The organism is Uliginosibacterium sediminicola (assembly GCF_039631295.1).
GTDB classification, from domain to species: Bacteria; Pseudomonadota; Gammaproteobacteria; order Burkholderiales; family Rhodocyclaceae; genus Viridibacterium; species Viridibacterium sediminicola.
The window spans coordinates 349,649-368,270 of sequence record NZ_JBDIVE010000003.1; the positions used below are offsets into that span (position 1 = coordinate 349,649).

Annotated in this window: 18 protein-coding genes and 1 pseudogene; 13 read left to right on the forward strand and 6 right to left on the reverse strand. The window is 63.7% G+C overall.

What is annotated here, in order from left to right; translation table 11 throughout:
• Nucleotides 1-21: 21 nt before the first annotated feature.
• The 3 genes and pseudogenes from ABDB84_RS20070 to ABDB84_RS08540 all read left to right on the forward strand — a co-directional run.
• Nucleotides 22-351: pseudogene (locus tag ABDB84_RS20070) on the forward strand (PAS domain-containing protein); the annotation flags it as partial.
• 3 nt (nt 352-354) lie between these two features.
• Entirely contained in the window at nt 355-1,611 is a 1,257-nt protein-coding gene (locus ABDB84_RS08535) for a methyl-accepting chemotaxis protein (RefSeq protein ID WP_428715082.1), read from the forward strand.
• Between the two features lie 45 nt (nt 1,612-1,656).
• Nucleotides 1,657-2,061, forward strand: coding sequence for an OsmC family protein (locus ABDB84_RS08540; protein ID WP_345919291.1), 405 nt, complete (start codon nt 1,657-1,659; stop codon nt 2,059-2,061).
• On the opposite strand, the gene ABDB84_RS08545 is transcribed toward ABDB84_RS08540, so the two are convergent.
• Nucleotides 2,050-3,030, reverse strand: coding sequence for a LysR family transcriptional regulator (locus tag ABDB84_RS08545; RefSeq protein WP_345919292.1), 981 nt, complete (start codon nt 3,028-3,030; stop codon nt 2,050-2,052). The genes ABDB84_RS08540 and ABDB84_RS08545 overlap by 12 nt on opposite strands.
• Before the next feature lie 140 nt (nt 3,031-3,170).
• Between ABDB84_RS08545 and ABDB84_RS08550 the strand changes: the two genes are divergently transcribed.
• Nucleotides 3,171-3,770 (forward strand): FMN-dependent NADH-azoreductase, encoded by a 600-nt coding sequence (locus tag ABDB84_RS08550; RefSeq protein ID WP_345919293.1) that lies wholly within the window; start codon nt 3,171-3,173, stop codon nt 3,768-3,770.
• A gap of 61 nt (nt 3,771-3,831) precedes the next feature.
• Entirely contained in the window at nt 3,832-4,734 is a 903-nt protein-coding gene (locus ABDB84_RS08555) for a pirin family protein (RefSeq protein WP_345919294.1), read from the forward strand.
• A gap of 152 nt (nt 4,735-4,886) precedes the next feature.
• Here the strand turns inward: ABDB84_RS08555 and ABDB84_RS08560 are convergent, their stop codons facing one another.
• Nucleotides 4,887-5,855, reverse strand: coding sequence for an alginate lyase family protein (locus tag ABDB84_RS08560; protein WP_345919295.1), 969 nt, complete (start codon nt 5,853-5,855; stop codon nt 4,887-4,889).
• Between the two features lie 450 nt (nt 5,856-6,305).
• On the opposite strand from ABDB84_RS08560, the gene ABDB84_RS08565 reads away from it, so the two are divergent.
• Nucleotides 6,306-8,048, forward strand: a complete 1,743-nt coding sequence (locus tag ABDB84_RS08565; RefSeq protein WP_345919296.1) for a DEAD/DEAH box helicase — start codon at nt 6,306-6,308, stop codon at nt 8,046-8,048.
• 99 nt (nt 8,049-8,147) lie between these two features.
• On the opposite strand, the gene ABDB84_RS08570 is transcribed toward ABDB84_RS08565, so the two are convergent.
• Both ABDB84_RS08570 and ABDB84_RS08575 read right to left on the reverse strand, forming a co-directional pair.
• Entirely contained in the window at nt 8,148-8,648 is a 501-nt protein-coding gene (locus tag ABDB84_RS08570; RefSeq protein WP_345919297.1) for a dihydrofolate reductase, read from the reverse strand.
• Nucleotides 8,645-9,439, reverse strand: coding sequence for a thymidylate synthase (locus ABDB84_RS08575; RefSeq protein WP_345919298.1), 795 nt, complete (start codon nt 9,437-9,439; stop codon nt 8,645-8,647). Before ABDB84_RS08575 ends, ABDB84_RS08570 begins: the two co-directional genes overlap by 4 nt.
• Nucleotides 9,440-9,667: 228 nt before the next feature.
• On the opposite strand from ABDB84_RS08575, the gene ABDB84_RS08580 reads away from it, so the two are divergent.
• From ABDB84_RS08580 to tilS, 3 genes are all read left to right on the forward strand, one after another.
• Nucleotides 9,668-11,092: a hypothetical protein gene (locus ABDB84_RS08580; protein ID WP_345919299.1), complete on the forward strand. Its 1,425-nt coding sequence runs from the start codon at nt 9,668-9,670 to the stop codon at nt 11,090-11,092.
• A 119-nt stretch (nt 11,093-11,211) separates the two neighbouring features.
• Entirely contained in the window at nt 11,212-12,180 is a 969-nt protein-coding gene (locus ABDB84_RS08585) for an acetyl-CoA carboxylase carboxyltransferase subunit alpha (RefSeq protein WP_345919300.1), read from the forward strand.
• A 241-nt stretch (nt 12,181-12,421) separates the two neighbouring features.
• Nucleotides 12,422-13,762, forward strand: coding sequence for a tRNA lysidine(34) synthetase TilS (gene tilS / locus ABDB84_RS08590; RefSeq protein WP_345919301.1), 1,341 nt, complete (start codon nt 12,422-12,424; stop codon nt 13,760-13,762).
• Here the strand turns inward: tilS and ABDB84_RS08595 are convergent.
• Nucleotides 13,716-14,414: an LrgB family protein gene (locus ABDB84_RS08595; protein ID WP_345919302.1), complete on the reverse strand. Its 699-nt coding sequence runs from the start codon at nt 14,412-14,414 to the stop codon at nt 13,716-13,718. The genes tilS and ABDB84_RS08595 overlap by 47 nt on opposite strands.
• The gene (locus tag ABDB84_RS08600) at nt 14,411-14,863 is read right to left on the reverse strand and encodes a CidA/LrgA family protein (protein ID WP_345919303.1); all 453 of its coding nucleotides are present in this window, start codon (nt 14,861-14,863) and stop codon (nt 14,411-14,413) included. Before ABDB84_RS08600 ends, ABDB84_RS08595 begins: the two co-directional genes overlap by 4 nt.
• Before the next feature lie 341 nt (nt 14,864-15,204).
• Between ABDB84_RS08600 and ndk the strand changes: the two genes are divergently transcribed.
• The 4 genes from ndk to ABDB84_RS08620 all read left to right on the forward strand — a co-directional run bounded on the left by ndk (nt 15,205) and on the right by ABDB84_RS08620 (nt 18,613).
• Entirely contained in the window at nt 15,205-15,630 is a 426-nt protein-coding gene (gene ndk / locus ABDB84_RS08605; protein ID WP_345919304.1) for a nucleoside-diphosphate kinase, read from the forward strand.
• A gap of 100 nt (nt 15,631-15,730) precedes the next feature.
• A complete protein-coding gene (gene rlmN, locus ABDB84_RS08610) occupies nt 15,731-16,825 on the forward strand; it encodes a dual-specificity RNA methyltransferase RlmN (protein ID WP_345919305.1) in 1,095 nt (364 codons plus the stop codon).
• The gene (gene pilW / locus ABDB84_RS08615) at nt 16,818-17,633 is read left to right on the forward strand and encodes a type IV pilus biogenesis/stability protein PilW (protein ID WP_345919306.1); all 816 of its coding nucleotides are present in this window, start codon (nt 16,818-16,820) and stop codon (nt 17,631-17,633) included. Before rlmN ends, pilW begins: the two co-directional genes overlap by 8 nt.
• Nucleotides 17,630-18,613: a helix-turn-helix domain-containing protein gene (locus ABDB84_RS08620; protein ID WP_345919307.1), complete on the forward strand. Its 984-nt coding sequence runs from the start codon at nt 17,630-17,632 to the stop codon at nt 18,611-18,613. The genes pilW and ABDB84_RS08620 overlap by 4 nt, the downstream gene beginning before the upstream one ends.
• Nucleotides 18,614-18,622 lie beyond the last annotated feature (9 nt).

An 18,622-nucleotide genomic window follows, 5' to 3' on the forward strand; every position in this document is an offset into this window, starting at 1 on the left:
ACCCATTATTCGGGAGTTTTCATGAGAAAGAATCTTCCTGTCACGAGCACCGAACGCTTTCTGGTGCCGGGCCGCCCCATCGTCACCAAGACCGATCTGCAGAGCGTCATTACCTATGTCAATGAATCCTTCCTCGACATCAGTGGCTTTACGCGTGAGGAGCTGATCGGTCAGCCGCATAACATGGTGCGTCATCCGGACATGCCGCCGGAGGCGTTTGCCGATATGTGGCGGGTGCTCAAATCGGGTAATCCGTGGCGCGGCATGGTCAAGAACCGCTGCAAAAATGGTGATTTTTACTGGGTGGATGCCTATGTCACACCGCTAACCGAGAACGGTCACCCCGTAGGTTACATGTCGGTGCGCCTGGTGCCCTCGCGTGCCCAGGTGGCGGAGGCCGATGCCTTGTATGCCGCCATCCGCAACGGCAAAGCCGCTTTCCCGGCGACCCCGAAGAACAGCACCTGGCCGCTGGCGCGCGTGCTTTCGTATGCCGTGCCAGCGGGCGTGGCGGTGCTGAGTCTGCTGGCGGGCTTTACCGACGGCGCCCTCAGCGCGGCGGCCGGCCTGATTGCCGCGCTCACGATTGCGGCCTATGGCGCCTGGTGCGGTGTGGTACAGGCGAGCACGCTGCGGCAGATTGCCGAAGCCATCCGCGCCATCGACGAAGGCAAGCTCGACGTGCCGGTGCATGTGCCCAAGGGCTTGTTCCAGACAACCTTCTCCTTGCTGGAGACGACGCGCATCCACCTGCGTGCGGTGTTCGCCGACGTGCTGCTCGCGGCGCGCAAGGTTGAACAGCGCTCGGTCGAGCTCGATGGCGCAATGCGCTCCTTCGTCGAACAGTCGGCGCAGCAGTCCTCGCGCATCATGGAAGCCGCGGCTGCGATGGAAGAGATGAGCGTGGCGATCAATGAGCTGACCGAGAGCAATCGCGGCAGCCTGACGGCGGTGGAACGTACCCGCGAATGCGCCGGCGAAGGCTTGTCGGTGGTGAAGGTCGGCATCTCCAGCTCGCAGCAGGCCGTCGAGGCGGCGCAGGCGGCGCAGGGCAAGATCCGCGAAGTGAATGAAACCATCAGCCTGGTGGCGCAAACGACCGGCATCATCCGCGAAATTGCCGACCAGACCAATCTTCTGGCGCTCAATGCGGCGATCGAAGCCGCCCGCGCCGGCGAACAGGGCCGCGGTTTTGCCGTGGTGGCGGACGAGGTACGCAAGCTGGCCGAGCGCACCGCGCTGAGCACGGCTGACATTCACAAGGCGATCAATGCCATCACCGCGCAGTCTTCGCAGGCGGTGTCGAGCATGGACGGCGTCTCCGATAGCATCGTGCAGAGCACTGGCGACATCCGCCGCAGCTGCGAGCAGCTGACCGAGATCCACACTGCCAGCGAGGAAGCGACGCGCCTGTCGGGGGACATCTCCAACATGCTGCACCAGCAATCGCTCGCCTCGCACGAGTTCGCCAACAATATGGAGCGCATTTCCTCGTCGCTGGAGAGCAATGACGCAACGATCCAGAGCGTTGGCAATTCGGCGCAAGAAATGCGTCTGACCTCGGGTGAGCTGATGCGCCTGATCCAGCACCTGGAAGCCGCCCTCAAATAGCTGCGCTACACTGGCTGCCACGAGATCAGCAACAGGTGAGACGAGATGGCGACACAGGCGAGCTGGACCCAGGTCAGCGGCAAGACGGCATGTGAGGTGAGTTTCGGTGCGGACGCACTGAGCGTGGATATCGACCCCGCTGCCGGCGGCAGTGGCGTGCATCCGGATCCGCACGATCTGCTCGATGGCGCACTGGCCTCCTGTACAGCGCTCACGCTGGAGCTGTATATCAAGCGCAAGGGCTTCGCCGTGCAGTCGATCAAGGTTTCGGTCAGCCACAGCAAGTCGCCGGAAGGCGTCGTGCTCAAGCGCCTGCTCGAAGTCGAAGGCACGCTCAGCGAGGAGCAGAAAGCCTCCTTGCTGCGCATCGCCGATATGTGCCCGATCCACAAAACCCTGCTCGGCGAGATATCGATCCTCACCGAGCTGAGCATGCCGCTAGACGCCTGACAGGCCTCCTGGCAGGCCCGGGGCGAGCAGGGCGGGGGGCAGCCGCAAGCCCTGATCGCGCACCGAGGAGCAGACCTGGATGGCGCTGATTAGCGCATCGAGAAACACCCGTGTGCGCGCCGGCATCAGCTTGCGTCCGGGCATCACCGCCCACAGCACCACGGTCGGCGCCGACCATTCCGGCAGCACGCGTTCCAGCCGTCCTTCATCCACGGCGGCCTGCATGAAGCGCTCGGTAAACGGCGCGATGCCCAGGCCGTGGGCGCACATCTGCATCACCAGCTCGATGGCGTTCGAAGCCAGCGGCCCGTTGGGCAGGCCTTCCCAGCGCTCCTTGCCGCGCAGCAAGCGCCAGGGCGGGTTGTCACCTGTGCTGGCCAGCATGTGCAGAGCGGTGTGCTGCAGCAGTTCATCGGGGTGCTGCGGGCGGCCGAAGCGGTTGAGATAGGCCGGGCTGGCGTACAGCCCGCAGGGCAGGTCGGCGATGCGCCGGGCGATCAGGGTGGCGTCGTCAGGCAGGCTGCTGGCAATGCGGATCGCCAGATCGAACTGCTCGCCCAGCAGATCGACGCGGCGCGCGGAAAGGTCCAGCTCCAGGCGAATCTCGGGATAGTCGGCGCAGAACTGCAGGAAAAAGCTGCTCAGGATGAAGTGTTCGGTAAAGCCCGGCGGCAAGGACACGCGCAGGCGGCCGCGCGGTGTGGCCTGGCGGTGTAGGGCGAAGGACTGCGCCGCCTCGGCTTCTTCAAGCAGGCGGCGGGCGTGTTCGAGCACGCCGCTGCCGAATTCGCTCAGCGCCAGCTGGCGCGTGCTGCGCACCAGCAGACGCTCGCCCAGCTGCGCTTCCAGCGCCGCAATGCGCCGCGAGACGGTGGACTTGGGCAAGCCGACGCGTTCGGCCGCCTGGGTAAAGCTGCCCGCTTCGACCACGCGGGCGAACAGCAAGAGGTCATTGGCGTCCAGTTCCATGGCAAACCCTCATCGTTTGTCTCATTGATGGAACAATGTAATCCATTTCGATGTCTTCTGTCCCGTTTTTGCCGGCGTTACAGTTCGTCCATGCGCTGCACTCACAGCGTCAGACCAACCCACCGCCACGGAGAACGAACATGAACATCCTGCAAATCAATTCCAGCGTCCGCGCCACAGCCTCCCACTCCAGCCGCCTCGCCGACGAAGTGGTCGCCCGTCTGCAAAGCCTGCATCCGAATGCATCCCTGGTCCTGCGTGACCTCGGCCGCAACCCGCATCCGACCCTGGACGAAGCCGCGCTGGGTGCTTTATTTACGCCGGCTGATCAGCGCACGCCCGAGCAAGTGGCACGCGTGGCCCTCGACGATGCCGCGATCCGCGAAATCGAGAGCGCCGATGTGGTGGTGCTCGGTGTGCCGATGTACAACTTCGGCGTGCCGGCGCAGCTCAAGGCCTGGATCGACGCCATTGCACGCGCACAGGTAACGTTCCGCTACACCGCCAATGGTCCTGAAGGTCTGCTCAAGGGCAAGAAGGTGTACGTGGTGCTGGCGCGCGGCGGTCTGTATCGCGACACCCCGGCCGATTCGCAAGTGCCTTATCTGCGCGCCGTGCTGGGCTTCCTCGGCATGACCGATGTGCAGTTCATCTACGCCGAGGGTCTGGCCATGGGTGAAGAGGCTGCGGCCCGTGCGCTGGCCGATGCGCGCAGCGACATTGCCGCGATTAGCGCTTAAGCTTGTAGCCGCGTCATCCCCGCATTTCCGGGGATGACGCGGACAGAACGAGGAGAGCAACATGAATGCCCCCGAACAGAGAATCCAAGAACAAACGATCGCCCGCTCGCGCGCCGTAGAGCGCCTGGTGCAGGGCGTGGCGACCTCGGATGGCGCCGGCGTCAAGCTGACCCGCGTACTGACGCAGCCGCTGCAGCGCCGGCTCGATCCCTTTCTGATGCTCGACGCCTTCCGCAACGAGAATCCGGAAGACTATATCGGCGGTTTTCCCGATCATCCGCATCGCGGCTTCGAGACCGTGACCTATATGCTCGCCGGGCGCATGCGTCATCACGACAATGCCGGCAATGAAGGTTTGCTCGGTCCCGGCGGTGCACAGTGGATGACGGCGGGTAGCGGCCTGATCCATTCCGAATTGCCCGAGCAGGAAGATGGCCTGATGGAAGGCTTCCAGCTGTGGCTCAACTTGCCGGCCAAGAACAAGATGATCGCGCCGTTTTACCGCGACATCCCGAGCGAGCACATTCCCGAGTTTGTCACCTCCGCCGGCGTAACGGTGCGTGTGATTGCGGGCGAGAGCCATGGCGTGCAGGGCGCGGTGACGCGGCCGGATACCGAACCGCTTTATCTGGACGTGCATCTGCCGGCCGGCAGCCGCTTCAGCCAGCCCTTGCCGGCGGGACACAATGTCTTCCTCTACACCTATCGCGGTGAAGTGAATGTGGCCGGCAAGCCGGTGGCCGATCGCTACATGGCGATCCTCGCCAATGACGGCGCCGAAGGCGTGCTCATCGAGGCAGCGCAGGATGCGCGCGTCATCCTCGTCGCAGGCCAGCCGCTGAATGAGCCGATTGCGCAGTACGGCCCCTTCGTCATGAACTCGCAGCAGGAGATCATGCAGACCCTCGCCGATTATCGCGATGGCAAGTTCGACGCGGTGACGGTGCAGTCGCTGCCGGGCTAGCGTGTGTTGGCGGCGTGTCGCTGCGTTTGATTGCGATGTCTTTGACGCGAAGGGCGCGAAGAAAGACAAAAGGGCCGCAAAGGAAACCACAAAAATTGTTTTCTTTGCGGCCCTTTGCGTTTCCTTTGCGCCTTTGCGGTGAAGGGGGGCGTTCAGTGGTGCAGCGCTGCAGCCAGGCTCACCACACTCCCGCCGAAGTGGTTGTAGCGGCAGGCGCCTGGCGGCGCGAGTTCGGCTTTGCCGGCCAGTAGCGCCCAGCATTTGACGGCGCCCTCGACCGGCTTTTGCTTCACTCCGGTGCGCTGCTGGAACCAGGCCGGATCTTCGATGCCGCTTGCCGTGCGTGCGATCAGTAATGACAGGCGCTGATCGCGGCGCGCGTACCAGTCCTCGCCTTTGTGTTTGGCCAGCTCGGCCATCAGCACCAGCGGCGCCAGCGCAAAGTTGTGATAGTGCAGGGCCATGCCGGCTCGATCCATTTCCATCGGCAGGCTGCCATCGTCGGCGATGTCGTCCAGCGCCTTGTCGAACACCGCGCGCGCTTTGATGAGATGCGCAGCGCTGTCGGTGGCGACCGCCGTGCCCATCACCGCCAGACCGACCCAGTAGTAATGATTGTTGCGCTTGTGCTTGGGCGAATCGAACAGCGCCAGGGACTGATCGGCGATGTCCTGCATCCAGGCCGCGATGTGTTGCGCCTGCTCGGGCGTGGCCAGCTCGCGTACCTTGAGATAGGCCAGCGACAGGCCGGCGAGCAGCCATTTGCGTTCGAACTGCGCCTGCGTATCGCCGCGCCCGTTGATCATCCTGCCCTGCAGCGCGCCGCCTGTAGCCCAGGCGTCGAGCCAGCTGATCGCGCAGCGGCCCGCTTCGTCATCGCGCTTGTCGATGCGCTGGTCCGCCAGTGCCGCGACCTTGCGCAGATAGTCTTCGAGCGGCTTGATGTTGTCGTGGTATTGCTTTTCGAGCGCCTTGTCGATCAGCGAATGATGTTCGTCGGTATAGAAAGAGTTGGCCTCGATGTCGCGGATCGGCGCCGGGGCCGCCGGGCAGGCTGCGCGGGCGAAAAGGGGCAGCAGCAGGGGCAGCAGGACAAGCAGGCGGGCGAGGAGGCGCAGCATGGTGTGAATCCGCTTGGGCAGAGCGCTGATTGTCCTGGCAAGCGAGGTGTTGTTGTGGGCAAATTCATCAGCATTGCGGGTCGTTTTACACATCTTGACGAGAATCCAATAGAAAGTTCTTGTGCTGGTGGCGTGTTTATGGAATGATGCGCGGCCTTGTGCAATGCATCAGTCAATGCACAAGCTTTGTAGCATCGTCCCCAGCATGGCTCCCAAGGTATCAGATCGAGGAGCCGATCTTGCAGCCCGTCCTGCTGCACTTTCCGTCTGTTGGTCGATGTTGTGACCAACCTGGCATGCGCGATGAGATCGCATGCCGATGACGGAGCGCTTCATTCGCCTCCAGTCCGCACGCGCCAGCAAGACGGCGCATGGAATGCTTTTGCCTATGCCTTTGCGGCATCGGTGATTGACGCGTTCGGGCTTGGCTGTGGCTGAAGTGATTTGCACATGAACGACGTAGTTAACAATACAGAAAACACCTCCCCCGAGCTGGCTGCCCCGGCAGTTGAAAACGGTTTTGCTGCTTTTGGTCTGGCCCAGCCTCTGCTGCGCGCCATCGAATCCCTGGGTTTCACGCAACCGACGCCGGTGCAGCGCGAATCGATTCCTGCTGCCATGAAGGGCGGCGACTGGATGGTCAGCGCGCAAACCGGTAGCGGCAAGACCGCCGCCTTCCTGCTGCCGACCATCAACATCCTGCTCAGCGAAGCCAATACCAAGCTCAACACTTTCCTCGGCCCGCGCATCCTGGTGCTGTGCCCGACGCGCGAACTGGCTGCCCAGGTCGCTGCGGATGCCATCAATATCGTGCGTCATGCACGTGGCGTGCGTATCGCCACCGTTGTCGGCGGCATGCCTTTCGGTAAGCAGATTGCAGCGCTCAAGGGCGCTTCGGTGGTGATTGCCACGCCGGGTCGCCTGCTCGACCTCGCCAACCGCCGCCAGATCCGCCTCGACCACGTCGCCAGCCTGATCGTCGACGAAGCCGACCGCATGCTTGACCTGGGCTTCTCCGAAGATCTGGAAGCGATCCACAAGCTGTGCGAAGCGCGTTCGCAAACCCTGATGTTCTCGGCCACTTTCGCGCCGCGCATCATGCAGCTGGCTGCGCGCCTGATGAACGAGCCGGGCCGTCTGGAACTGGCCTCGGCCGGTGACAAGCACGCCGACATCGCGCAAACCCTGCACTGGGTCGATGGCTTCTCGCACAAGCGCAAGCTGCTCGACCATTGGCTGCGTGACACCACCATCGATCAAGCCATCGTGTTCACCAGCACCCAAGCTGATGCTGACACCCTGGCAGGCGAACTCGAAGCCGAGGGCCATAGCGCTGCGGCCCTGCACGGCGCGATGCCGCAAGCGGTGCGTAATCGCCGCCTGAAGAGCCTGCGTGACGGCCGCATCCGCGTGCTGGTGGCTACCGACGTTGCCGCGCGCGGCATCGACGTGCCGACGATCAGCCACGTGATCAATTTCGGCCTGCCGATGAAGGCCGAAGACTATGTGCACCGTATCGGCCGTACCGGCCGTGCCGGTCGCAGTGGCGTGGCGGTGACGCTGGCCGAGTACCGCGACCGTCCGAAAGTGATGGCCATCGAGCGTTACACCCAACAGCGCTTCAACCCCAGCGTGATCGCCGGTCTGGAACCGCAACCGCCGAAGCGTCGTGAGCCGCGTGATGGCGCACCGCGTCGTAGTTTCGGTGATGCACCGCGCAGCTTTGGCGACGCACCGCGTCGTGACTTCGCCGACCGTCCGCGTCGTGATTTTGGCGATGCGCCGCGTCGCCCGTTCAACGACTCGCAAGCCCCGCGCCGCTTTGAAGATCGCGCACCGCGTTCGTTTGACGATGCTGCGCCGCGCAGCTTCGGCGATGCACCGCGCCGTCCCTTCAATCCGGATGCACCGCGTCGCAGCTTTGGCGATGCGCCGGCCCGTTCGTTCAGCGATGCACCGCGTCGTGAATTCTCGGATCGTCCGCGTCGTGACTTCGGCGATGCGCCGCGTCGCAGCTTCAGCGATGCACCGCGTCCTGCCGGCGACAGTCGTCCGGTCGATTCGCGTCCGCGCTTCAATGCGGGCTCGGCCGACAGCCGTCCTGCTGCACGTCCTGCGGCGGATTCGCGTCCGGCGCCGCGTCGTGATGGCGAGCGCAGCAACTTTTCGCGTTCGCGTCGCGATGAGCGTTGATTGAATCGATTGACCGGCCGCCTTCGCGCGGCTGATCGCCCGAAGTGAAAACGGCGTGACCTCGCAAGAGGCCACGCCGTTTTTGTTTGGGCGGATGTTTTAAAGCGCTTTGCGCGTCAGCACGCAGGTCTCGAAAGCGTGCTCATTGAAGGCGTCAGCCGCCTGCTGCTGGACGATGCGCTCTTCCCAGGCCTGGGCGTCGAGCGGCGGGAAAAAGGCATCGCCCTCCGGTGTGCAATGCACACGGGTGAGGTGGATTTCGCTGGCAAGTGGCAGCGCCAGGGCGTAGATCTGCTCGCCACCGATCACGAACAGCGCAGCCTCGTCGGCACACAGGGCCAGCGCTGCGTCGAGTGAAGCTACCGTCTCGGCGCCTTCGGCGACAAAGTCCGGCTGGCGTGTGATGACGATATTGCGCCGCTGCGGCAGCGGGCGACCGACCGACTCCCAGGTCTTGCGCCCCATGATCACCGGGTGGTTGAGCGTGGTCGCGCGAAAGTAGCGCATGTCCTCGCGCAGCCGCCACAGCAGCGCATTGTCGCGACCGATCACGCCGTTGTCGGCGGCGGCGACGATGAGTTTGATCTGCGCGCCGCTCATACGGCAATCGGCGCCGCAATGCCCGGATGCGGCTCGTAGCCGCTGAGCGTGAAGTCCTCGAAGCGGAAGCCGAAGATGTCGCGCACCGCCGGGTTGAGCGTCATCGTCGGCAGCGCGCGGAAGTCACGCGAGAGCTGCAGGCGCGCCTGATCGAGGTGGTTCAGGTATAGATGCGCGTCGCCCAGGGTATGCACGAATTCGCCCGGCTGCAGATCGCAGACCTGGGCCACCATCAGGGTCAATAAAGCATAGCTGGCGATGTTGAAGGGCACGCCGAGGAAGATGTCGGCGCTGCGCTGGTAGAGCTGGCAGGAGAGCTTGCCGTCGGCAACATAGAACTGGAACAGCGCGTGGCAGGGCGGCAGGGCCATGCGTGATACTTCGGCCGGATTCCAGGCGCTGACCAGGTGACGGCGCGAGTCCGGATTCTTCTTCAGCCCCTCGATCAGCTGACTGATCTGGTCGATAACCTGGCCGTCAGGCGTCTCCCAGCGTCGCCACTGCTTGCCATAAACGGGCCCCAGGTCGCCGTTTTCGTCCGCCCATTCGTCCCAGATCGAGACGCCGTTCTCCTTGAGGTAACGGATATTGGTATCGCCCTGCAGGAACCACAGCAACTCGTGGATGATCGAGCGCAGGTGCAGCTTCTTGGTGGTCAGCAGCGGAAAGCCGGCGGCCAGGTCGAAGCGCATCTGCCAGCCGAATACCGACAAGGTGCCGGTGCCGGTGCGGTCGGTTTTGCGGTGCCCGTGTTCGAGCACGTGGCGCATGAGTTCATGGTACTGGCGCATGGATTTCCTGTTGCAGTGCGGTAGTCGTTGACTTGGCTTAAGCCTCGATTCTAACGCGGATGACTTATCGCACAGAGTGTGACGAACGGTCTTGGCATTCGGCATTCTGTCGGTAAAATAAATTCGACAAAACAAACAAAATCAATACTGAGGGGAGCTGCAGTGTTGTCGATGAGCGATCTGACGCGAGGCGTAACCCGCCCGCCGGTGTCACCTGAAGGAGCGGGCTTGGCAAGTCCGCTGCTGGTGCTTCAGCACATGGACCCCAACCAGGCCCTGCAGCAGGTTGTCGGCCAGGTGCACGCCGCCCGTGCGCGTAGCGATCTCCCTCACGCCGCGCGTCTGCGCCACATTTTCGAACTCGACAAAGCCGTGCAGCGTCAGGCGCGTACCGCGCTGGAACGTTATCTGAGCCTCAGCGCTACGCTCTCGCCGGCGCGGCATGGGCTGTGGCAGATCGTGCGCCGTTGCTGGGGCGAGCTGTTCGAGACCTACGCCGAGAGCCTGATGGCGGTGGAGGCCGACACCGAGGCTCTGGCGCGCAGCGAGATCGCCGAGCTGTCGATCCGTGCCATCCGTGCCGGCACCCAGTGCATCAAGTGGGATGCCTTCCAGCACGGCCCGATCCAGCCCAATACCTGGGCGGTGCTCAACCAGGCTTACCGGCTGGCGCTGCTGGCCGATGTGGCGCAGCGCAATGTCCAGCTGCGCAGCGACCGCGGGACCGAATCCACGGTCGAGCGCGAATACCTGCGTGCGCTGGCTTTCAACAGTCTGGGTGTCGATCAGCTTGATGCCTTCCGCCTGGAAGTCTCCTCGCGCCTGATCCAGTATGTGCTGCCCTATCTTGAGCTGACCGAGCACGCCGATGCCGCCAGCTTGCAATGGGTCGATCTGAGCGGTCCGGAAGCGCCCGCACGCCTCGTGCGGCGGCCCGCTACGCTTGGTCTGGCGCGCTTTTTCAGCGGCACGGTGGCCTCCGGTCCGCTGCAGGACATGCTGGAGCAAGTGGCCAGCGGCAAGATTCCGGCTCCCCTGATCAGTGCCGGTCAGGTCGATGCATCGGGTGGCAAGGTTGCCAGCGCGCTTTCGCACATGATCCGCTGCTGGTCGAGCGAGCCGCCGGTGCGTCGCCATCGCCGCCACCCCTTGCCCGGCACCATGCTGGTGGTGCCCGGCTTGCAGCAGTTTGCGTTGCGCCTCGCTGGCGATCCGCGCGCCCGCGCGCCGCATGCCTGGCAGCTGCAGGACGCCAGCTTGCAAGGCATTGGCGCTGATGCGCGGCTCGACGAGGCCAGCGATCTGGCCGTTGGCACCTTGCTCGGCATGCACATGCCCGACAGCGCCACCTGGCGCGTCGGTGCAGTGCGCCGCGTCTGGCGCAGTACACCGGGCATGGGGCGTGTCGGGGTTGAGCTGCTCGGCGGCACGCCTGTTGCCGCCATGGCGGACGATGGCGCCGGAGAGCTCAGCGTGGTGGTGCTCGATGCGCCGCGGCGTGGCCAGCCGACCCGTGTGCTGGTGCCGGGTGCCGGCTTGCGCGCCAATACACCGATCTACCTGCTCGGCGCGGCGCCGCTCAAGCTCAGCCCGCTGAGCACCCTGGAGTACGGCACCGATCACGAGATCCGCATGTACCTGTGCGCTGGCTGATCTGCTGACAAGGGCCGTGAACGGCTCTGAACGACCTTTATCATGCGTGGTTGGGGTCTGTTTCATCAATCGGTTACAATCGCGCCTTTGATTCGCGCCGAAAAGGCTTCCCCTTGTCTGTGAAAACTACTTTCCTCGATTTTGAGCAGCCGATTGCCGATCTTGAAAGCAAGATCGAAGAACTGCGTTTCGTGCAGGACGAGTCTGCTGTCGACATCTCCGAAGAGATCTCGCGTCTGGAGGTCAAACGTCAGGCGCTGACCAAGGATATCTACGCCAAGCTCACGCCCTGGCAGATTGCCCAGGTGGCGCGCCATCCGCAGCGTCCCTACACATTTGATTATGTGCAGCACATGTTCACGGACTTCCAGGAGCTGCATGGCGACCGCTCCTTTGCCGATGACAAAGCCATTGTCGGCGGCCTGGCCCGATTCAATGGCCAGAGCTGCATGGTGATCGGCCACCAGAAGGGGCGCGACACCAAGGAAAAGATCCTGCGCAACTTCGGCATGCCGCGTCCCGAGGGCTACCGCAAGGCACTGCGCCTGATGAAGCTGGCTGAGAAGTTCGCCATTCCGGTGTTCACCTTTGTCGACACGCCGGGCGCCTATCCCGGCATCGATGCCGAAGAGCGCGGCCAGTCCGAGGCCATCGGCCACAATCTCTATGTCATGGCCGAGCTGCGCGTGCCGATCATCTCCACCATCATCGGTGAAGGCGGCTCCGGCGGCGCACTGGCGATTGCCGTCGCCGACCAGCAGTTCATGCTGCAATTCTCGACCTACTCGGTGATCTCACCCGAAGGTTGCGCCTCCATCCTCTGGAAGAGCGCCGACAAGGCCAATGAAGCGGCCGAAACCATGGGCATCACTGCTGCACGCCTGAAGTCCCTGGGTCTTATCGACAAGATCATCAACGAGCCCGTCGGCGGCGCCCACCGCGACCCGCGCGCCGTCGCCCAGACCCTCAAGCGCGCCCTGCAAGACACCCTCAAGCAGCTCAGCGAGCACTCGGTGGATGTGCTGCTGGAGAAGCGCTTTGAGCGTCTCATGGCCTATGGCAAGTACAAGGAAGTGAATACGGCATAAAGCTACTGCGCGGGCCGATCTTGCGCTTCCGGTGCTCAACGTACTGAAGTACGTATCCGCTCCTCAGCGCAACCTCGACCCGCTCGCTACGCTTTCTGCCGCATTCATGCGCGGCCGCTTGTTTGAGTGGGTAGGGTGCAATAAGCGAAGCGCATTGCACCGGCTGCCGCTGCATGCGCGTGATGACTCTTGTGGCGCCAAGGCGCGTGCTCTGCGGGAGGGCTTGTTTCGGTCTGTTGCCATGCACATCTCACCACTTCCCGACCAACTCAGCCAAACCCTGCAGCCCTATGCAGGCCAGCGTTTGTGCGTGGGTTTCAGCGGCGGGCTGGATTCTTCGGTTCTCTTGCATTTGCTGGCCCAGCTGGCGCCGGTCGTGGGTTTTCAGCTGTCTGCGTTGCATGTGCATCATGGTTTAAGTGCGCAGGCGGATGACTGGGCGGCGCATTGCGAGCGCGTTGCGGCGTCCTTGGGCGTGCCGCTTGTCGTGCGTCGCGTGAGCGTGGCGCGTGCGGGCAAGGGGCTGGAGGCGGCGGCGCGGGCGGCGCGGCATGCTGCGCTGGCGGAGCAGGACTGCGACTGGATCGTGCTCGCCCACCATCGCGGCGATCAGGCCGAAACACTGTTGCATCGATTGATGCGCGGCACGGGTGTGCAGGGTGCGGCGGGCATGCGGGCGGTGGACGTGGCGCGGCGCTTGTTGCGACCCTTGCTTGATGTGCCGCGCGCGGAGCTCCTGGCCTGGGCGCAGCAGGCGGGCATCGTCTGGATCGAGGACGACAGCAATACCGATCAGCGCTTCACGCGCAATTTCCTGCGGCACGACATCCTGCCGCGTCTCGATCAGCGTCAGCACGGCGTCGAAGCCAATCTGGCGCGCGCGGCCGGCTTGTTTGCCGAGTCAGCCGACTTGCTCGATGCGCTGGCGGCGGAAGATCTGCAGCGTTTGCAGTTCGGCCAGCCAGGTTCGCGCAGCGCTTTGCGCGCCTTGGGGGCGCCGCGCGCGCGCAATCTGCTGCGTCACCTGCTCGCCCAGGCGGGCGAGGGGGCGCCGACGGCCGAGCGTCTGGGTGAAACGCTGGAGCAGTTGTCGTCTGCCGCTGCGGTGCGCCTGCCTTTTGCGCGGATTGCGCTGTGCGCCTGGCGGGATGCGCTCTGGCAGGAGCCGGTCGCCTTGCCTTCGCCGCCACACAGCCTGCTCTGGTGCGGTGAAGCGGTTTTGCCCTGGGCCGGCGGCGAGCTGCGCTTTGTGCCGGCCAGCGGACCCGAGGCTCTGCGCATCGTGCCGAACGGCGCTTGCCGCATCCAGCCGCGCCAAGGCGGCGAGCAGCTGCGTGTGGAGCCGGCTGCGCCGCAGCGTGACTTCAAAACCCTGGCACAAGCGGCCGGCCTTGCGCCCTGGCAGCGCGATGTCCTGCCGTGTTTGTGGCAGGGCGAGCACTTGCTGTGGATTGGCGCGCTCGGTGCGGATGCGGCAGCCCGCTGCGCGCCTGGCGAAGCGGGCTGGCAGCTGAGCTGGCAGCCCGCTGTCTGCTCTACATCGGCCACACGGCCAGCAGCAGCGGCAGGCACAGCGAAGTGAAAATGCCGTTGAGGCTCATGCCCAGGCTGGCGAAGGCGCCCGCTTTGTGCGAGATGTGGAAAGCGCGCGAAGTGCCGATGCCGTGGGCGGCAAGGCCCATCGAAAAGCCCTGTACCGCTTCATCCCGCACGCGCAGCGCGCGCAACAGGTATTCCGCAGTCATGGCGCCGAGGATGCCGGTGATCACCACCGCTGCCGCCGCAATGGAGGCATCGCCGCCGAGTTTCTCGGCCAGTGCCATGGCGATCGGGGTCGTCACGGACTTGGGCGAGAAACTCACCAGAACATGGGTCGGCAGACCAAACAGCTTGCCCAACAGCAGGGCCGAGATGATGCCGGTGAGACCGCCAATCACCAGGGCGATGAGCAGCGGCCGCAGCATGCTGCGCACATGTGCCAGATTGGTATAGAGCGGCACCGCCAGCGCCACGGTGGCTGGCGCCAACAACAAGTGGATGCCACGCACACTGTTCATATAGTCGGCGTAGGGTGTGTGCGTCAGCAGCAGCAGCGGGATCAGCAAGGCCATGCAGACCAGCAAGGGGTGCGACAAGGCGTTGTGCTGGCAAAAGGCATGAAAACGCGTGGCCAGCATGTAAGCCAGCAAGGTCATGGTCAGCCAGAACGCAGGGTGGACGAGGAGCGCTTTCATGCCTTGTTCTCCCGGCGTTTGAGCAGGTAGTGCAGGCTCAGCGCGGTCACTGCCAGGGTGATGGCCATGGAGAGCACCAGGGTGATGAGCATGGGGATGCCCAGACTGCCCAGTAGCTGGGCGTGTTCCATGATGCCCACCCCGGCCGGCACGAAGAGCAGGGAGAGGTGGGAGAGCAGGCCGTGGCTGGCGGTCGATACCGTCGGCGGCAGGTGTTTGCGCAGCAGGCTGAAGCCCAGCAGCAGGAGCATGCCGGCGACCGGGCCGGGCAGGCTGAGATTTAGCAGGTGGACCAGTGCTTCACCGGCCAGCCACCAGGCCATCAGCATGATGAAGCCGGGCAGGAAGGCTGGGGCCGCAGGCGCTGCGGGAGGTGTGGCGGGCGCGGTGGCGGAGGACTTGGCCGCGGTGCGGCTCGGCTTGCGTGGCGATGAGTTCGAGGCGGGCACGATGGGAAGTGTTGCGTGTGGGGAGATCAGTTTAGCGCGCTCATCCCGGCAGCTTCGCTGCGCCGGCTCAAAAGCCGCTTGGCAGCGCGACCAAAATTTGGTTCGGAATGAGACAAAGTCCTGATAAAATTAAAAGTTACCCGATTTCCGGGGGTGCTGGCTTGCTGCGCGCTTCTTCACGCTGTGCGCAGGGCTCTAAAAATTGTTGTGGGTGGAGTTGGATGTGCGGTGTGCGATGGCGATCTTCTGGATGGCGATCAGGCTTACAACGCACAGGCTCTTGAACGCGACGACCCGGAATTCATAAATTCTTTCAACCCCTGCATTAATTGGAGTTTTACATGGCTATTGAACGTACCCTGTCCATCATCAAGCCCGACGCCGTCGCCAAGAACGTGATCGGCAAGATCTATGACCGCTTCGAGAGCGCGGGCCTGAAGGTCATCGCTGCGAAGATGGTGCATCTGTCGGAGCAGGAAGCAGGTCAGTTCTACGCTGTGCACAAGGAGCGTCCCTTCTTCAAGGATCTGGTCTCCTTCATGACCTCGGGTCCGGTGATGATCCAGGCTCTCGAAGGCGAAGGCGCGATCCTCAAGAACCGCGACCTGATGGGCGCGACCGATCCGAAGAAGGCTGCTCCGGGCACCATCCGCGCAGACTTCGCGGAGTCCATCGATGCCAATGCGGTGCATGGTTCGGACGCTGCTGAAACGGCTGCCGTGGAAATTGCTTTCTTCTTCCCGGGTCTGAACATTTACTCGCGCTGATACGGCGGGGCGAGGAATTAGGGGCGAGGGTGAGATTTCCGGTCAGCACAGCTGGCCGCATAAGCTTCCCTCGATCCTCGATCCACGTTCCTCAGAAAACATGCAAAACCTTCTCGATCTGGATGTCCAAGCGCTGACCGACTGGTTCGCCGAACGCGGCGAAAAGCCTTTCCGCGCTCGTCAGGTGCTGCGCTGGATGCACCGTTTCGGGGAGGCCGATTTTGATGCCATGACCGATGTGGCCAAAACCTTGCGCGCCAAGCTCAAGGCCGAGGCCTGCGTGTTGCCGCCCGCCGTGGTGCGCGATTCGCTGTCGGTCGATGGCACGCGCAAGTGGCTGTTCGATGTCGGCAATGCCAATGCCGTCGAAACGGTGTTCATTCCCGAAACCAGTCGTGGCACCTTGTGCATCTCCTCGCAAGCGGGCTGCGCCCTCGACTGCGCCTTCTGCTCGACCGGCAAGCAAGGCTTCAACCGCAATCTTAGCGCGGCCGAAATCATCGGTCAGCTGTGGATGGCGAACCGTTTGCTGGGTGCCGATCAGAGCGGGGAACGGGTCATCAGCAATGTGGTGATGATGGGCATGGGCGAACCGCTGGCCAATTTCGACAATGTCGTAGCCGCGCTGAACCTGATGCTCGACGACAACGCCTATGGTTTGTCACGCCGCCGCGTGACGGTGTCCACCTCGGGCATCGTGCCGGCCATGGATCGTCTGCGTGAAGCCTGCCCGGTGGCGCTGGCGGTGTCCCTGCATGCGCCCAACGATGCGCTGCGCGACAAGCTGGTGCCGATCAACCAGAAATACCCGCTCAAGGAATTGCTTGCCGCGTGCGAGCGTTACCTTGAAAAAGCACCGCGTGATTTCATCACCTTCGAGTACGTGATGCTCGAAGGCGTCAACGACAGCGACGAGCATGCCCGCCAGCTGGTGGACATTGCCGCGCAGGTGTCGTGCAAGTACAACCTGATTCCGTTCAATCCTTTCCCGAACTCCGGCTTCCAGCGCTCCAGTGCGCCGCGCATCAAGCGCTTCTCGCAGATCCTGCTCGATGCCGGCATCGTCACCACCACGCGCAAGACGCGCGGCGACGATGTCGATGCCGCCTGCGGTCAGCTGGCCGGCCAGGTGCAGGATAGGACGCGCCGTACGCAACAACGAATTATTCCGATCAACGAGGTAGGTCATGAATGATGTCGTGAAAAGTCTGCTCGGCCTGGCCCTGCTGGGCTTGGCGGCCTGCGCAACGGTGCCCGATGGCATGCCGGGTTCGACCGAGAAATTCCCGGTCGAGCGTCCGTCCTCGGAGAAGCCCTCGCTGACCAAGGAACGCACGACCGCCAAGATCCACGTCGATCTGGGCACCAGCTATCTGGAAGCCAATAATCTGGGTACCGCACTCGACGAGGCGCGCGTGGCCATCGCTTGGGACCGCAACTACGCGCCGGGCCATGCCTTGCTGGGCAAGGTCTTCGCTTCGCTGGAGCAGTATCCGCAAGCGCAGGCCGCGTTTGCCGACGCCATTTCGCTGGCCCCTGGCGATCCGGAGGTGAATCAGGATTACGGCTGGTTCCTCTGCAATCAGGGGCGCAACAAGGAAGGCGTGGTGCGCCTGGAGCAGGCGGCGCGTAATCCGTACAACACCTCGCCGGCGCGTGCCTGGACGACGCTGGGGCTGTGCAATGTGCAGATGAAGAATGACGCCGCGGCCGAGACCGCATTCATGCGTGCCTACCAGATCAATTCTGACAATCTGCGTGTCATTTATCATCTGGCCGAGATTTCGCTGCGCAAGGGCAACCTGGTGCGTGCGCGTGAATTCTCGAGCGAACTCGGGCTCAAGCTGGGCGGTAGCAATACCTCCGCCAGTCTGTGGCTGAGCCTGCGCATCGAGCGCAAGCTCGGCAATCGTGCGCAAGAGCAGAAGCTGGCCACGCAACTGGCGCGGGAATTCCCGGCTTCTGACGAATATCAGGCCTATCTGCAAGGAAGATTCGAGTGAGTCAAGAGCCAGAGCTGGAAGCAGTCGCCGCCACGCCCGCCGTGGAGCAAAACCCGTGGCATCTGCTGGCTGAAGCGCGTACCGCACTGGGCATGTCGATTGCCGATGTGGCCCTGCATTTGAAACTGACGCCGCGCCAGGTTGAAGCCATGGAAGCCGGCGAGTTGCAGCATCTGCCGGGGCCGGCCTTTGCGCGCGGCTTTGTGCGTAATTACGCGCGTTTCCTCAATCTCGATCCGGCGCTGTTCAGTGTTCTGCTTGACGCACCGCGCGAGAGCGCTGCGCCGATTGGCGTCATGTCGTTGGGGCAGATGCCCGGGCCGCGTGGCTGGAAGTTCTCGGCCCTGCCTGCACTCGGTCTCGCCGTGGTCTTGCTGGCGCTGGCGGTGGCGGGCTGGCATTTTGGCTGGTTCGAGCCGCGGGACGAACAATACCTTGCCGATGTGATGGCACAGTCGATCGCGCTGGCCGATGATCAGGCTTCGCTGCCGCTACAGTCGGCGAGCGCATCCAGTGCGAGTGTGCCGCCCGCTGTCGGGAGCGCGCCGGTACTGGAGATCCAGGCGCCTTCTGCCGTGGTAGTGGCGGCTGCCGGTGCGCTGGCTTCGGCGCCTGTTGCGCCGCCGGTCGCTGCGCCTGTCGTGTTGCCCTCGGCGCCTGTTGCCGCGGCAGCCAGTGTGGCAGCCGCCTCACACAGCGCCGCACGCAGCAGTAGCAGCGCCAGCAGCAGCGCACCCAAGGGCGCGCGTCGCCTGCGCATGAACTTCGAGGCCGATGCCTGGGTCGAAGTGCGCGATGCGACCGGCAATGTGCTGCATTCGCGCCTGAACAGCGCGGGTACCGTACTGGAAATTGCCGGTTTGCCTCCTTTCGAACTGGTGGTCGGCAATGCGGCCCATGTCAAGCTGGCGCTCGATGGCAAAGCGATTGATCTGACGCCGAGCATCCGCAACACCGTGGCACGCCTGAGCCTGCCCTGAGAGACGTCT

What these genes read in the sequence shown, in the direction of transcription:
- ABDB84_RS08540 (WP_345919291.1), top strand. Translation starts at nt 1,657, where the DNA reads ATGGCGACACAGGCGAGCTGGACCCAGGTCAGCGGCAAGACGGCATGT.
- ABDB84_RS08555 (WP_345919294.1), top strand. Translation starts at nt 3,832, where the DNA reads ATGAATGCCCCCGAACAGAGAATCCAAGAACAAACGATCGCCCGCTCG.
- tilS (WP_345919301.1), top strand. Translation starts at nt 12,422, where the DNA reads ATGCACATCTCACCACTTCCCGACCAACTCAGCCAAACCCTGCAGCCC.
- ABDB84_RS08595 (WP_345919302.1), bottom strand. Translation starts at nt 14,414, where the DNA reads ATGAAAGCGCTCCTCGTCCACCCTGCGTTCTGGCTGACCATGACCTTG.
- ABDB84_RS08565 (WP_345919296.1), top strand. Translation starts at nt 6,306, where the DNA reads ATGAACGACGTAGTTAACAATACAGAAAACACCTCCCCCGAGCTGGCT.
- ABDB84_RS08560 (WP_345919295.1), bottom strand. Translation starts at nt 5,855, where the DNA reads ATGCTGCGCCTCCTCGCCCGCCTGCTTGTCCTGCTGCCCCTGCTGCTG.
- ABDB84_RS08535 (WP_428715082.1), top strand. Translation starts at nt 355, where the DNA reads ATGTCGGTGCGCCTGGTGCCCTCGCGTGCCCAGGTGGCGGAGGCCGAT.
- ndk (WP_345919304.1), top strand. Translation starts at nt 15,205, where the DNA reads ATGGCTATTGAACGTACCCTGTCCATCATCAAGCCCGACGCCGTCGCC.
- ABDB84_RS08550 (WP_345919293.1), top strand. Translation starts at nt 3,171, where the DNA reads ATGAACATCCTGCAAATCAATTCCAGCGTCCGCGCCACAGCCTCCCAC.
- rlmN (WP_345919305.1), top strand. Translation starts at nt 15,731, where the DNA reads ATGCAAAACCTTCTCGATCTGGATGTCCAAGCGCTGACCGACTGGTTC.
- ABDB84_RS08545 (WP_345919292.1), bottom strand. Translation starts at nt 3,030, where the DNA reads ATGGAACTGGACGCCAATGACCTCTTGCTGTTCGCCCGCGTGGTCGAA.
- ABDB84_RS08575 (WP_345919298.1), bottom strand. Translation starts at nt 9,439, where the DNA reads ATGCGCCAGTACCATGAACTCATGCGCCACGTGCTCGAACACGGGCAC.
- pilW (WP_345919306.1), top strand. Translation starts at nt 16,818, where the DNA reads ATGAATGATGTCGTGAAAAGTCTGCTCGGCCTGGCCCTGCTGGGCTTG.
- ABDB84_RS08570 (WP_345919297.1), bottom strand. Translation starts at nt 8,648, where the DNA reads ATGAGCGGCGCGCAGATCAAACTCATCGTCGCCGCCGCCGACAACGGC.